Here is a 14174-nt window from a genome sequence, read left to right on the forward strand (position 1 = left end):
ACATGCACTGGTCGTGCGGCAGGCCGGCTTCGGCCGCCGCGATGGCGATGCGTTGACTGATGGTCATGAACGACTCTCGGATGTCGGCAGGGATTCGGTCAGGCGGCGCCATTGCTCCTCGGAGTAACGGGCCAATGCAGGCGCAAGGGGGCGTTGTTGCCCAACGATTGAGCTGATCAGTTCGCGAACCGCAGCAACGTTGTGCAACCGAGGATGAATACACAGTTGGTGGAGGGCAAAAACCGCGATGTCCTCCGCTTCGCTCAACCCCAGCGCCCGCGCATTATCGATGTGGTTCGATGCACGCACGGCGGCAAACGGCGGAATCGAACATGGGTAGGCCTCGCTCGCCCCAGCCCGCAACGCTCTCCAGATGCCCAAAACGCGTTCCACCAACGCCGCATCGTCCTGGATCCGCTGGGCAGGCGCTGGCAGAGGATGAAGCTGCTGAGCCAGCCCTTTCAGGTTTACCAGCCGCCCTCCACTGCTGAGGAACAACCATTTGCTGACCGGCCACCACGGGCCGTGCTCAACCTGCTGGTAGGTCGCTGCGAGCAGCTCCAGGCGAACCGGTTCGTAGACTGGATAGAAACTGAACGCCCCTTTGCCATCGGGTACCCGGCACAAGGCCGCTAGGTGCGAAGCAATCGTGACCGACGGCGCCTCACTGAAGAGCCAACCGCACAGGTAGCGCCGACGCTGATACAAACCTTGCTGCGCCGCCCGCGCTGTCTGTTCCAGCAATGAGCGACTGGGCGCGGCTCCAGGCATAGCCAGACAAACCAGTACGGGATACAAATGGGGCGCATGGGCTAGATCGGCCCTTGGCACGTTAATCAGTGCAGGCTCGCCCAAAGCGCTGCGCAGCTGCACAAGCAAGGCGTGGTCGCCATTGTCAGGAAGCGCAAGCGGGTCGATCAGCACATGGCAATGCAAATGGGGTTCGTACTGTTTTTCAATGAGGTTGGCCAGGCCTTCGAAGCCCATCAGAGCTGGCCCTCACACTTGTCGCTGGGGTTCGGCGTCAGCAACAGTGACTGGGCGTCGCCTGTGCCCTTGGCGAGCGCCGTGGTTTGCCCCTGCAGGTCGAGTGCCAGCCCATTGATGGTGATGCCTCGCTCATCCAGCAGAATGCTGCCACCCGCGGTTCTGAATTCGATGCGTTCGCTGGCCCGCACCTGGTAGATCGTCGTGTGGTGCTCCATACCCTGCCCGACAGTGACCTTTTGCATACCTTTGACGACAAGCTCGCTGTCATTACCGACAGACACCTGCTGATTGCCTCCCGTTGATTCGCTCCGGTTGTTGCCGACCTTCTCGACCAGGTCCTGCCTGATATCCAGGCGGCAGGTCTGCCCGACCAAGCGGGTATGGTCGCGCCCGACTTCTTCGCGCAAGTCATTGCCGATGCTGGATTGCTCGTCATGCCCTACCTGCTCGACACGGTTGCGCCCGACACGCGTGGTCTCATCATTGCCAACGACATTGTTCTGGTCCCGCTGGGCGTGGATGAACACCTCCTCCTTGCCCAGTTCATCCTCGAAACGCAGCTCGTTGAAGCCGTTGCCCTTGTGGGTCTGGCTCTTGATGGTCATGCGCGTCTTGTGCTGCGGCAAGTCATAGGGCGGCAATTGGTCGCCGCAGTAGGTACGCCCGATGATCAATGGCTGGTCGGGGTCGGCGTTGACGTACTGGATGATCACGTCCTGGCCGATGCGCGGGATGGCCATCGAGCCCCAGCTGCCGCACGCCCAGCCCTGCGACACGCGCACCCAGCAGGAGCTGAATTCGTTGTCCCGGCTCTCGCGGTCCCAAGGGAAGCTGACCTTGACCCGCCCCCATTCGTCGCAATAGATCTCTTCACCCGGCGGGCCGACCACGGTGGCCATGTGCGGGCCGTCGATACGTGGTTTGGCCAACGGCGCCGGGCGCCATTCGCCTCTTCCCGGCACCAGCACCGCTGCCTGCTGGTAGCGCGTGCCTTGCTCACTGCCAGCAGCCTCTTCCTGCAGGCTGGTGAACTGGATGCCCTCGTGGTGCACGCGGATAGTGCGCCAATGCACATTGAGGTCCTCGCGAGGATGTTCGACCAGGGTGAAGCTCAACCCCGGTTGCAGGCGCACATCGTCACCCTCCACCTCGGCGAGGCGGGCGTCATGGCGCAGGGCCGTGAGGCGGGTGGCGGTGAAGGGGACACCGACCGCATCGCGCTTGTAGCGGCCTGGATAGTCGAAACGCTCATAGTCCAGCGACTGATGGGTGATGCTGCTGTCGCTCGCGCGATGTTCCTGGCGGTACTGCGGGTTGGTGAAGGTGTAGTCCCGTTGCACCTGCTTTGCGGTACGCACCTGCTCGCTGTAACGCAGGCTCCACAGGCAGGGTCGGGCCTGATCACCACCGCTGTTGGCGCGGTACAGCACCCGGTCGGGACCGACGTCGTCCTCTTCATGGAAGCCTTCGTCATCGTCTTCGCATTTGATGGCACCACGACTGAGCTGACCCAGCGCCAGCAGCCGATCGCTGATGACCAGCTGGTGATATTTCGGCGTGTGTTCGAAGCGGTAGACGAAACCCTCCTCGGCGGCCAGGCGGGCCATGAAGTCGAGGTCGGTTTCACCGGCCTGTACGCAGAACTCTCGCCCCTGATGTGCGCTGGTACTGTTGATTTCGAAGCGGCTGATGCCCTGGCGCTGGAGCATCAGTTCGAGAATCTGCGGCACGCTCTTCTGCTGGAAGATGCGCCAGTTCGAACGCAGCCCGGCCCGCGCCAGCACGGGTTCGACCAGCGCGCGGTAACGGGTGCGGAAATGGCCTGTCTCACCCTGGCTGAAGCGGCTGACCAAGCCGTGCACATAGCGTAGCGGGCGTTTGCCGCGCCACAGGGTGAACAGTGCCGGTTTGTCGAGCACCGCGCCGAAGTCGACGTCGCTGTCGAAACTGATCAGCTCCAGGCTCAGCTGGAAAGGTGAGCTGAGCGCTTCGTCGAGTTCGAACGAAACCACTTCGAACTCAAGCCGGCTCGCCAGCGGCTGAAAGGTAAAGCGCAACTCGGATTGGCTAGGCATGCAGGTTACCCCTGGCTACGGCTGCAGAATGATGCTGTCGAGCGATTCCAGGACCTCGCCGGTGATCAGGCTCAGGCGGTAGCTGTAGTAGCAGTAGGCGCACACCATGGCGACGGCAGACACCACCAGCGGGCTCCACCAGGGCCAGGTCCGGCGCCGCCGGCGATAGGGACGATCGACAACGTTGGTGTAGGGGTCGCAAATGCTTTCGGGGGTGGGACCACGCAGTTCGCGAAGTTCCTTGTGCATGCGTGAAATCAGCGCATTGATGATTTCATCGCCCTTGGGATCGAGCGCGTACTTGCCCTTCAGGCCCAGGCAGAAACAGAAGTACAGGAACTCCAGCACATCCTGGAACTCCGCAGGCGACTGCATCATCCGCTCCAGCAGCACGAAGACCTTTTCGCCACCGTGGGTTTCGTGGTGGAACACACTCAATAACGGTTCCTGGCTCCAGCACGAATTGCAGCCCCAGGGGCGGCTCATTACCGCCTCGTCCAGGTACAGGCACAGCGCGTAGGAGTACGCTTCGAGATGCGCAGCGGGATAGCCGTGCTGCTGGATTTCCTCGCGGATGGCGCTGATCTGCGTTTGCAGGGTCTTGTGCACGTATTCGATGTTTGGCAGGTCATCCAGGGTGCGCAGGCGAATGACCAGGCCGAACAACGGGTTTGCCGCGTCGAGCATCAGGTTGTCGAAGCCGCCGCGTAGCTGGAACTCAGGGTCGGCCGGGTAACCTGCCAGCTCTGCCGCCGCAGCCAGGTAGGGCGACTGAGCTTCCTGCGGCGCCTCGAGCATGGTGTTCAGGCTGTTTTCCATGACGTCGTGAGCAGCCTTGGCGCCCCCGATTTCTTCAGGTGGGTTGAAGCGTGGCCGGGGCATGAGAAGGTCCTTGTCTTCCAGCGGACTGAAGGCATGAACGCTATCGGGGAAGCCATTCTGGGAGAAGTCGGGGCCTTCCCAAGCCGTTGTAGGACATTTCGACTGGCCTGTGCCGGGTTTGGAAACAGCCCCAAACGCATCGCCTGCAACCAATGCATCCAAGTGAAACGTTCCGCCTGCAAAGCCGTCATAACCTGAGCCGGTGAACGCAATGAGGAAGCGCAATGACCCAGCCCGACCCGTCCTATGTCAAATGGCTCGAAGAGCGCGCCATGCTTCAGGCAGCCCAGCAGCGTACCCATCTGTACTCAGGCCAGTCGCGCCTGTGGCAGCAGCCTTACGCCGAAGCCCAGCCGCGCCGGGCCATCGAGATCGCCTCGGTCTGGCTGACGGTCTACCCTGACGCCATCATCGCCCCCGAGGGCTGTTCGGTACTCGGCGCCCTGGCCCACGAAGCGCTGTGGAAACGCCTGTCGGAGATCGGCGTCCAGGGCCTGCACACCGGCCCGATCAAACTGTCCGGCGGCCTTCGTGGCCGCGAACTTACGCCCAGCGTGGACGGCAACTTCGACCGCATCAGCTTCGACATCGACCCGCTGTACGGCAGCGAGCAGGAGCTGATCCAGATGAGCCGCATGGCCGCCGCACACAATGCGGTGACCATCGACGACCTGATCCCCTCGCACACCGGCAAAGGCGCCGACTTCCGCCTCGCCGAGCTGGCCCACGGGCCCTACCCGGGGCTGTACCACATGGTCGAGATCCGCGAGGAGGACTGGCCGTTGCTGCCGGACGTCCCCGCCGGACGCGATGCGGTCAACCTGCTGCCGGCACAGTGTGATGAACTCAAGGCCCGGCACTACATCGTCGGCCAGTTGCAACGGGTGATCTTCTTCGAGCCCGGCGTGAAGGAAACCGACTGGAGCGCCACGCCGCCGGTGACCGGGGTGGACGGCAAGACCCGGCGCTGGGTATACCTGCACTACTTCAAGGAAGGCCAGCCGTCACTGAACTGGCTGGACCCGACCTTCGCCGCGCAACAGATGATCATTGGCGATGCCCTGCACGCCCTGGACTGCCTGGGCGCGCGCGGCCTGCGCCTGGATGCCAACGGCTTCCTCGGCGTAGAAACGCGCGCCAGCGGCACAGCCTGGTCGGAAAGCCACCCGCTGTCGCTGGTCGGCAACCAGCTGATCGGCGGCATGATCCGCAAGGCTGGCGGCTTCAGTTTTCAGGAACTGAACCTGACGCTCGACGACATCGCGCAGATGTCCAAGGGCGGTGCCGACCTGTCCTATGACTTTGTCACCCGGCCCGCCTACCAGCATGCTCTGCTGACCGGCGACACCGAGTTCCTGCGCCTGATGCTGAAAGAGATGCATGCCTTCGGCATCGACCCGGCCTCGCTGATCCATGCCCTGCAGAACCACGACGAACTGACCGTGGAGCTGGTTCACTTCTGGACCCTGCACGCCCATGACATGTACCTGTACAAGGGCCAGACCCTGCCCGGCGGCATCCTCCGTGAGCACATCCGCGAAGAAATCTACGAGCGGCTGTCCGGCGAACATGCACCCTACAACCTGCGCTTCGTCACCAATGGCATCGCCTGCACCACAGTCAGCCTGATCGCCGCGGCACTGGGCATCCGCGACCTTGGGCAGATCGGCCCGGCAGAGGTCGAGCTGATCCAGAAGGTGCACCTGTTGCTGGTCATGTACAACGCCATGCAGCCGGGCGTGGTGGCACTGTCCGGCTGGGACTTGGTGGGCGCCCTGCCCTTGCCCGCCGAAGCGGTGGCAGAGCGGATGACGGATGGCGATACCCGCTGGATTCACCGGGGCGGTTACGACCTGGCCGGGCTCGCCCCCCAGGCCGAAACCTCGGTGCGTGGCCTGCCGCGGGCGCGGGCGCTGTATGGCAGCCTGGACAGCCAGCTGGAAAACGGCGATTCATTCGCCTGCAAGGTGAAAAAGCTACTGGCGGTGCGCCAGGCCTATGGTATAGCCAGCAGCCGCCAGTTGCTGGTACCCGACGTCAACAGCCCCGGGTTGCTGGTGATGGTGCATGAGTTGCCGGCCGGGCGCGGCATCCAGATCACTGCGCTGAACTTTGGCCAGGAAGCGATAGCCGAGGAATTGCAGTTGACCGGGTTCACCCCGGGGCCGGTGGTGGACATGATCAATGAGACGGTCGAGGGGGACCTGACCGAGGACGGGCGGCTGATGCTCAACCTGGACCCGTACGAGGCGCTGTGCCTGCGTATCGTCAATAGCAGCGGGCATGTCTGAACCAGCCTGGCCAGGCTTGCATTTGCCGCGCCACGGGCATAGCGTTCGGAAGTTTTCTTTCTCTGTGCCCAGGAGCAACCCATGTATACCGGCATCGTCCAGGCTGTCCGCCCGCTGCTTGAAGTGACCAGCTACCCGGGCCACAACCAGTTCACCATCGACCTTACCCCGGCGCTGCTCGACGAACTGAAGATCGGCGCCAGCGTCAGTGTCGAGGGGACTTGCCTGTCGGTGACCGAGATTGACGGCACGCGGGTCAGGTTCGACGCCATGACCGCCACCCTCGAGCGCACCAACCTGCGCTTCTTCAAGCCTGGCCAGGGCGTCAACATCGAACGCTCAGCGAAGATGAACGCCGAAGTCGGCGGCCACCTGATGGCTGGGCACATCGCCACCACGGCAGAGATCGTCGAGCTGTCGATCCAGCCGACCGGCGCCTTCATCAGGTTCCGCATGCCGGCGCAATGGGGCAAGTACGTATTTGCGCGCGGTTTCATCGGGGTCAACGGCTGCAGCCTGACGGTCGCCGACGTGGAAGACAACGTAGTCACCATCAATCTGATCCCCGAAACCCTGCGCCAGACCACCTTCGCCCGTTACCAGGCCGGCGAGTTGCTGAATATCGAGGTCGACCACCAGACCATGGTGCTGGTGGATGTAGTGGAACGCACCATCAAGAGCACCCTCGCTCGCGAACTGCCGCGCTGAGGACCAGGCATGCTGCCCAACGCCCTCCCCGCACGCACGGCACGCCGGCTGCGCCTGCAGATCCTGCGTGGCCGTGTCGGCCTTGGCCTGGTTGCCGGCCTGTCGGTCCTTGCCGGCATGACCGACGCCATCGGCCTGCTGGCCTTGGGCGACTTCGTGTCGTTCATGAGCGGCAACACCACGCGCCTGGCAGTGGCCATCAGTGAAGCGGACCTGGCCATGGTGCTGCGCCTGAGTGGCGCCGTGCTCGGTTTTGTCGCCGGTAATGCACTGGGCGTGCTGTTGGCGCGCGGCTTCCGCCGCCGGGCCTGGCCAGTGCTGCTGGTGGTCGCCGTACTGCTGACCTTCGCCGCAGGCTGGCGCCTGGGCAATACCTTCCCGGCGCTGCTCGCCGCCACCTTGGCCATGGGCATGATCAATGCCGTGGTCGAACAGGTGAACGGCCTGCCAATCGGCCTGACCTACGTCACCGGCGCCCTGTCACGCTTCGGCCGTGGCCTGGGGCGCTGGCTGCTGGGCGAGCGGCGCAACGGCTGGCGGGTGCAACTGGTGCCCTGGGCCGGCATGCTGCTAGGCGCTGCGCTAGGTGCCTGGCTGGAGCAACGCCTGGGTCTGCAAGCCCTGGCCGGCAGTTGCACGCTGGCCTGCGTGCTGGCCTTGGTGTCGCGCTTCATTCCCCGCGCGTGGCAGCGTGGCTACATGCCGCGCTGATCAGTCGATGCGGGGGTGCTGCTGCACCAGCAACTTGCGCTTGGCCTCCAGTTCGGCAATCTGCGCATCGATGTCCTCGATCTTCTGCTCGATATTGTCGTGGTGCTCCTGCAGCAGTTCGCGCGCTTCCTCGATATCCGATGCAGCCGGTGCCGCGCCGCGTAGCGGCTTGTTGGCGGTTTCCTTCATGGTCAGGCCGGTGACCAGCCCCACCGCGGCAATCACCATCAGGTAATAGGCCGGCATGTACAGGTTGCCGCTGCTCTCCACCAGCCAGGCAGCGAGGGTCGGCGTAAGCCCGGCAATCAGCACCGAGATATTGAAGGCGCTGGCCAGGGCGCTGTAGCGGATGTGCGTGGGGAACATGGCTGGTAGCGTCGAGGCCATTACCCCAATGAAGAAGTTCAGCAGCACGGCAATGATCAGCAGCCCGGCAAAAATCACCCCCAGCACACCGCTGTTGATCAGCATGAAGGCTGGGATGGCCAGCACGAATAGCCCGACGCTGCCGACGATGATGAACGGGCGTCGGCCGAACTTGTCGCTGAGCAGCCCGATCATCGGCTGCACGAACAGCATGCCGATCATGATCGCGATGATGATCAGCACGCCGTGGTCTTCGCTGTAGTGCAGGTTGTGCGACAGGTAGCTGGGCATGTAGGTGAGCAGCATGTAGTAAGTGACGTTGGTGGCGATCACCACGCCGATGCAGGTCACCAGGCTGCGCCAGTGCTGGGTGGCGACTTCCTTGAACGAGACCTTGGGCCCGGCGGCCAGCCCTTCGCGGTCGCCCTGCTCCAGCTTGTCGACGTGCTGCTGGAAGGCCGGCGTCTCCTCCAGCGCGTGGCGCAGGTAGAGGCCGATGATGCCCAGCGGCAGGGCGAGGAAGAACGGCAGGCGCCAGCCCCAGTCGAGGAACTTGTCCTCCCCCAGCACGGTAGAGATCAGCACCACCACGCCGGCCCCCAGCACGAACCCGGCAATCGAGCCGAAGTCCAGCCAGCTGCCAAGAAACCCGCGCTTGCGGTCGGGCGCGTATTCGGCGACGAAGATCGAGGCGCCGGTGTACTCGCCCCCTACCGAGAAGCCCTGGGCCATCTTGGCCAGCAACAACAGGATCGGCGCCCAGATGCCAATGCTGGCATAGGACGGTATCAAGCCAATGGCGAAGGTGCTGAGCGACATGATCACAATGGTCGCCGCGAGGACTTTCTGCCGCCCGAAACGGTCACCCAAGGCACCGAAGAACAGCCCGCCCAATGGCCTGATCAAGAAGGGCACTGAGAACGTGGCCAATGCCGCGATCATCTGCACACCGGGGTCGGCGTTGGGAAAGAACACCTTGCCCAAGGCGTAGGCGACGAAGCCGTAGACACCGAAATCGAACCACTCCATGGCATTACCCAGGGCGGCTGCGGTAATCGCCTTGCGCATCTTGGCGTCGTCGACGATGGTGATGTCCTTGAGGCCGATTGGCTGGACGCTTTTCTTGCGAGGTTTCATGTCCGTATCCCTGTCGATGAATGCTCTAAGGGATGAGATACAACGGGACACTAAATAATTCAGCGCTTACTGCTTTTTCGTGCTTTCTCGGCAACTGGAAGCCGCTGCGATGACAGCGGCTTACACGCGCAAAGGCCCGGTCAGAAACCGTCGCGGGCCAGGTCCATGGCGAAGTAGGTGAGGATCAGGTCGGCACCAGCACGCTTGATCGCGCCGATGCTTTCACGCACCACCCGGCCTTCATCGATGGCGCCAGCCAGGCCGCCGAACTTGATCATCGCGTATTCGCCACTGACCTGGTACGCGGCCAGCGGCAGGCGCGAGGCAGCACGGATATCGGCAATCACGTCGAGGTAGGCGCCGGCCGGCTTGACCATCAGCACGTCGGCCCCTTCCTGCTCGTCGAGCAGCGACTCGCGCACTGCTTCGCGGCGGTTCATGGGGTTCATCTGATAGCTTTTGCGGTCACCCTTCAGCGCGGTACCGCCGGCTTCGCGGAACGGGCCATACAATGACGAAGCAAACTTCGTGGAATAGGCCATGATCGCGGTGTCGTGGAAACCGGCACTGTCCAGCGCGCTGCGGATGGCCTGCACCTGGCCGTCCATTGCCGCCGAAGGGGCGATGAAATCGGCACCGGCAGCGGCGGCGATGACTGCCTGCTTGCCCAGGTTGGCCAATGTGGCATCGTTGTCCACGCCGTGGTCATGCAACACGCCGCAGTGGCCGTGGCTGGTGTATTCGCAGAAACAGGTGTCGGACATCACTACCATTTCCGGCACGGTGTCCTTGCAGATCCGCGACATGCGCGCGACCAGGCCGTTTTCGTTCCAGGTGTCGCTGCCAACGGCGTCCAGGTTGTGCGAAACGCCAAAGGTCATCACCGACTTGATGCCGGCACGGGCATAGCGCTCGATTTCCTGGGCCAGCAGCTTCTCGGGGATGCGGTTGACGCCCGGCATGCTGGTGATCGGCACGAAGTCGTCGATGCCCTCTTCAACGAAGATTGGCAGGATCAGGTCTTCAAGGCGGAACTCGGTTTCCTGGAAGATCGTGCGCAGGGACTCGTTCTGGCGCAGGCGGCGAGGACGAACGGACGGGAATTGGTTGGACATGACTGCTCCAGGGAATTTGAACGGCGTATACCTTATGCCTGTCCCGCGCCAGTGAAAAGGCCAAATGACGAGATATTGTCGTGCGTCAAAGGCAAAGGTTGCTGCGGCACAGGCGACCTGTTATCGAAGCCAGGGCGGCGTCGGCTCATCGGCCCCAGCCGGCCCATGCTCGGCTTCGGCCCGCGCCGCACGCCGGCGCGCATCATCCCGCCGGGCCGCATCGATCTCGCGCATGACGCCAGCGACGTCGGCATCCTGCGCGGCCTCCTCGTACAGCCCTGTCAGCGGGCTATCCGGGCGCAGTTCGCCCGCCTCGTACAAGGCCCACATTTCCTGCGCGTACCGGGTATTTTTCAGCTCCGGCGCAAAACGCCCGAAGTAGTGCGCCATGTTGGCCACATCGCGTTGCAACATGCTGAAGGCATGGTTGTTGGCCGCTGCATCCACAGCCTGCGGCAAGTCGATGATCACCGGGCCGTCGGGGCCGAGCAGCACGTTGAACTCCGACAGGTCGCCATGCACCAGACCGGCACACAGCATCAGCACGATCTGGCGGATGACGAAGGCGTGGAAGGTGCGGGCTTCCTCGGCCTCCAGATGCACGTCGTTCAGGCGCGGTGCCGCGTCGCCGTCGGCGTCGGTCACCAGCTCCATCAACAGCACGCCGTCCTGGAAGTCGTAGGGGTGTGGCACGCGCACGCCGGCAGCGGCCAGCCGGAACAACGCCGCCACTTCGGCGTTCTGCCAGGCATCCTCGGCTTCCTTGCGGCCATACTTGCTGCCCTTGGCCATGGCCCGCGCCTGACGGCTGTTGCGGACCTTACGGCCTTCCTGGTACTCGGCGGCCTGGCGGAAACTGCGCTTGCTGGCTTCTTTATAAACCTTTGCGCAGCGTACCTGGCTGCCGCAGCGCACGACATACACGGCAGCTTCCTTGCCACTCATCAATGGCCGCAGTACTTCATCGACCAGGCCGTCTTCGATCAGGGGTTCGATTCTTTTCGGTGTCTTCATCAGGCTGCGTTCGGGGTCCTGGCTGTGATGGCGGACATCCTCTCACAGCCGGGAGCGACTTGCTCGTCTGTCTTCAGAGCGCCAGGATCATGCGCCCTGCCCCGCACCACCTGGCACCATCCCGCGTGCGCGGCGCCGGGTAACCAGCAGGCCGGAACACACCACCAGCAGCGCCAGCACCAGGGTCGACACCACCTCTATGCGGTGGTCCGGACGGAACAACATCAATACCAGCACAGCGCTGATGAACAGAATCACCGCCCAGGTCAGCCACGGGAACAGCCACATGCGGTAACCCAGGGTCCTGCCCTGGATGGTCAGGCGCTGTCGCAGGCGCAACTGGGAAACGGCAATCACCAGGTACACCAGCAAGGCAATCGCGCCGGAGCTGGCCATGAGGAAGCCGAATACCTTGGCCGGTACCAGGTAATTGGCAATGACCGCCAGGAACGCCGCCCCGGTGGACAGCAGTACCGCCACCACCGGCGTGCCACTACGGCTGGTCAGTTGCGCGCAGGCCGGCGCATCACCGCGGCGGCTCAGCGAGTAGACCATGCGCGAGGCGGTGTACAGCGATGAGTTGAGGCAACTGGTGACCGAAGTCAGCACGACAAAGTCGATGATCGCCTTGGCATGCGGCACGCCGAGGGTATCCAGCACCGTGACATAGGAGCCCTCGCTGGCCAGGCGCGGGTCGGTCCATGGCACCAGGGCGATGACGATGAAAATCGACAGAATATAGAACAGCGTGATCCGCCAGATCACAGAGTTGGTGGCCCTGGAGATGTGCTTGCCCGCTTCATCGGACTCGGCTGCGGCGATAGTCACTACCTCGGCACCGAGGAACGAGAACATGGTGATGAGCATGGCACTGAGCACCGCGCCGAAGCCGTTGGGCATGAAACCGCCCGTGTCCCACAGGCGCGACACGCCGCTGACAGCGGAGCCCGGCAGCAGGCCGAAGATGGCGCACGCCCCCAGCGCGATGAAGCCGACGATGGCCAGCACCTTGACCAGCGCCAGCCAGAACTCGAACTCACCATAGTTCTTCACGCTGAACAGGTTGGTCGCGGTCAGCAGCAAGGTGATGACCAGCGACAGCACCCAGATTTCCAGCTGCGGAACCCAGGAATTGATAATGGTGGCGGCGATGTTGGCCTCGATCGGGATAATCAGCACCCAGAACCACCAGTACAGCCAGCCGATGGTATAGCCGGCCCATTTGCCGATGGCGAGGTCGGCATAGGTAGAGAACGAACCGGTGTCCGGCGAGGCCACCGCCATTTCCGCCAGCATGCGCATTACCAACACCACCAGGGCACCGGCCAGGATATAGGCGAGGATGGTGGCCGGCCCGGCTTCGGCAATCGCCCGGCCGGAGCCGACGAACAGGCCGGCACCGATCACGCCGGCAATGGACAGCATGGTGACATGCCGTGATTTCAATCCATGACTCAAATTGTTGTTGTGGTTTTGCATGGTGCTACCTTGTTGTTTTTGTCATGCCCACGCAGGGGCCGCCGGCTTGCACGTCACCGGCGCAGGCGCGAAAAAGCCCGCCCTGCCCTGGAGGGTGAGCAGGGCAGTACGGGTTGAGTAAACGAAACCGCAGGGTGTGTACGGCTACTTCAGCTGGCTGCCCGCTGCCGCGGCATCAGGTCGGCCTTTGGCGTATTGCTGCCCTGGCGGCTGACTTGCTCACAGACTTTCTCGACGATGTAGGCACCGATCGGGATGGCAGACGTGGCAGCCGGCGACGGGGCATTGCAGACATTGACGCTGCGCGCGGTGTTGACGAACAGGAAGTCGTCGATCAGCTTGCCGTCTCGCGACACGGCCTGGGCACGCACACCGGCCGGGTAAGGCGTAAGGTCGGCCTTGGTGATGCTCGGGCAGTACTTTTGCACCTGCTTGAGGTAGCCGCCCTTGAACAGCGAGTTCTTCATCTCGATCAGGCCCGGGCGGAAGTTCTTCGCCAGTACCTTGAGAATGCCGGGGGTGGTCAGGGTCTGGAACAGGTCGCCAGGGCTGATGTCGGTCTTGCGATAGCCCTCGCGCTTCATCGCCAGTACGGCGTTGGGGCCGACGGTGACGGTGCCGTCGATCATGCGCGTCAGGTGCACCCCGAGGAACGGCATGGATGGGTCGGGAATCGGGTAGATCAGGTGGTTGACGATCTGGTTGTGCTGCTGGGGCAGCAGGTAGTATTCACCCCGGAACGGGCAGATGACGAACTCGGTGCGCAGGCCCAGCATGTTCACCACGCGGTCGGCCATCAGGCCCGAGCAGGTCACCAGGAAGCGGCTGCGCAGCTCGTCGCCCGGGGTGCGCACGACCACTTCGCTGGCCAGTTCCTGCAAGCCGACCACCTCGGCGCCATAACGGATTTCGCCACCGGCACGCTGGAATTCGGCGCCCATCGCCGCTGTCACCTGGGCGTAATTGACGATGCCGCTGGAGGGCACGAAGATGCCGCCCAGGCCCACGATGTTGGGCTCGCGCTCGTGCAGCTCGGACGCTGACAGCCAGTAGCGTTCCAGACCATTGGCCGCGGTGCGCTCCCACAGCGCCTTCATGCGTTGCATTTCCAGTGCGTTGGTGGCCACCAGCAGCTTGCCGCACTCGTCGAAGCGGATGCCGTGCTGGGTGCAGAAGGCTTTGGTGGCCTTGTTGCCTTCCAGGCAGAAGCGCGCCTTGAGGCTGCCCGGGGTGTAATAAACGCCGGCGTGGATCACGCCGCTATTGTGGCCGGTCTGGTGGCGGGCCGGTCCGGACTCTTTCTCCAGCAGGAGAATCTTCGCATCCGGATAGACCTTGACCAGGTGCATGGCCGTGGACATGCCCACAATGCCACCGCCGATGATGATGAAATCGTACACAGCCTT

The 14174-nt window shown here is 63.3% G+C and carries 11 protein-coding genes; 3 read left to right on the forward strand and 8 right to left on the reverse strand.

Going from position 1 to position 14174, the window contains the following annotated elements; all coding sequences use genetic code 11:
- Positions 1–63: 63 nt before the first annotated feature.
- From B4L76_RS12370 to icmH, 3 genes are read right to left on the reverse strand one after another with little or no spacing between them, the layout of a single operon-like run.
- Positions 64–987 carry a hypothetical protein gene (locus B4L76_RS12370; RefSeq protein WP_296232827.1) on the reverse strand — a complete coding sequence of 308 codons (924 nt, stop codon included), beginning with the start codon at positions 985–987 and terminating at the stop codon, positions 64–66.
- On the reverse strand, positions 987–3065 hold the full coding sequence (locus B4L76_RS12375) for a type VI secretion system Vgr family protein (RefSeq protein WP_296232829.1): 2079 nt from the start codon (positions 3063–3065) through the stop codon (positions 987–989). Before B4L76_RS12375 ends, B4L76_RS12370 begins: the two co-directional genes overlap by 1 nt.
- A 15-nt stretch (positions 3066–3080) precedes the next feature.
- Positions 3081–3947, reverse strand: a complete 867-nt coding sequence (icmH, locus tag B4L76_RS12380; protein ID WP_296232830.1) for a type IVB secretion system protein IcmH/DotU — start codon at positions 3945–3947, stop codon at positions 3081–3083.
- 224 nt (positions 3948–4171) lie between these two features.
- Here icmH and treS point away from each other — a divergent pair, with 224 nt between their 5' ends.
- The 3 genes from treS to B4L76_RS12395 all read left to right on the forward strand — a co-directional run bounded on the left by treS (position 4172) and on the right by B4L76_RS12395 (position 7657).
- Positions 4172–6238: a maltose alpha-D-glucosyltransferase gene (gene treS, locus B4L76_RS12385; RefSeq protein ID WP_296232832.1), complete on the forward strand. Its 2067-nt coding sequence runs from the start codon at positions 4172–4174 to the stop codon at positions 6236–6238.
- Positions 6239–6319: 81 nt separating this feature from the next.
- Positions 6320–6946 carry a riboflavin synthase subunit alpha gene (locus tag B4L76_RS12390; protein WP_296232833.1) on the forward strand — a complete coding sequence of 209 codons (627 nt, stop codon included), beginning with the start codon at positions 6320–6322 and terminating at the stop codon, positions 6944–6946.
- Between the two features lie 9 nt (positions 6947–6955).
- Positions 6956–7657 carry a YoaK family protein gene (locus tag B4L76_RS12395; RefSeq protein ID WP_296232835.1) on the forward strand — a complete coding sequence of 234 codons (702 nt, stop codon included), beginning with the start codon at positions 6956–6958 and terminating at the stop codon, positions 7655–7657.
- Here the strand turns inward: B4L76_RS12395 and proP are convergent, their stop codons facing one another.
- The 5 genes from proP to lhgO all read right to left on the reverse strand — a co-directional run bounded on the left by proP (position 7658) and on the right by lhgO (position 14168).
- Positions 7658–9160, reverse strand: coding sequence for a glycine betaine/L-proline transporter ProP (gene proP / locus B4L76_RS12400; protein ID WP_296232837.1), 1503 nt, complete (start codon positions 9158–9160; stop codon positions 7658–7660).
- A gap of 140 nt (positions 9161–9300) precedes the next feature.
- Positions 9301–10275 carry a porphobilinogen synthase gene (gene hemB / locus B4L76_RS12405; RefSeq protein ID WP_296232839.1) on the reverse strand — a complete coding sequence of 325 codons (975 nt, stop codon included), beginning with the start codon at positions 10273–10275 and terminating at the stop codon, positions 9301–9303.
- 120 nt (positions 10276–10395) lie between these two features.
- Positions 10396–11289 (reverse strand): PA4780 family RIO1-like protein kinase, encoded by an 894-nt coding sequence (locus B4L76_RS12410; protein WP_296232841.1) that lies wholly within the window; start codon positions 11287–11289, stop codon positions 10396–10398.
- Positions 11290–11376: 87 nt separating this feature from the next.
- Positions 11377–12768: a GABA permease gene (gene gabP / locus B4L76_RS12415; protein ID WP_296232844.1), complete on the reverse strand. Its 1392-nt coding sequence runs from the start codon at positions 12766–12768 to the stop codon at positions 11377–11379.
- Between the two features lie 149 nt (positions 12769–12917).
- Positions 12918–14168, reverse strand: coding sequence for an L-2-hydroxyglutarate oxidase (gene lhgO, locus B4L76_RS12420; RefSeq protein WP_296232846.1), 1251 nt, complete (start codon positions 14166–14168; stop codon positions 12918–12920).
- Positions 14169–14174 lie beyond the last annotated feature (6 nt).

It is taken from the genome of Pseudomonas sp. UBA4617 (assembly GCF_002386445.1).
Taxonomy (GTDB): Bacteria; Pseudomonadota; Gammaproteobacteria; order Pseudomonadales; family Pseudomonadaceae; genus Aquipseudomonas.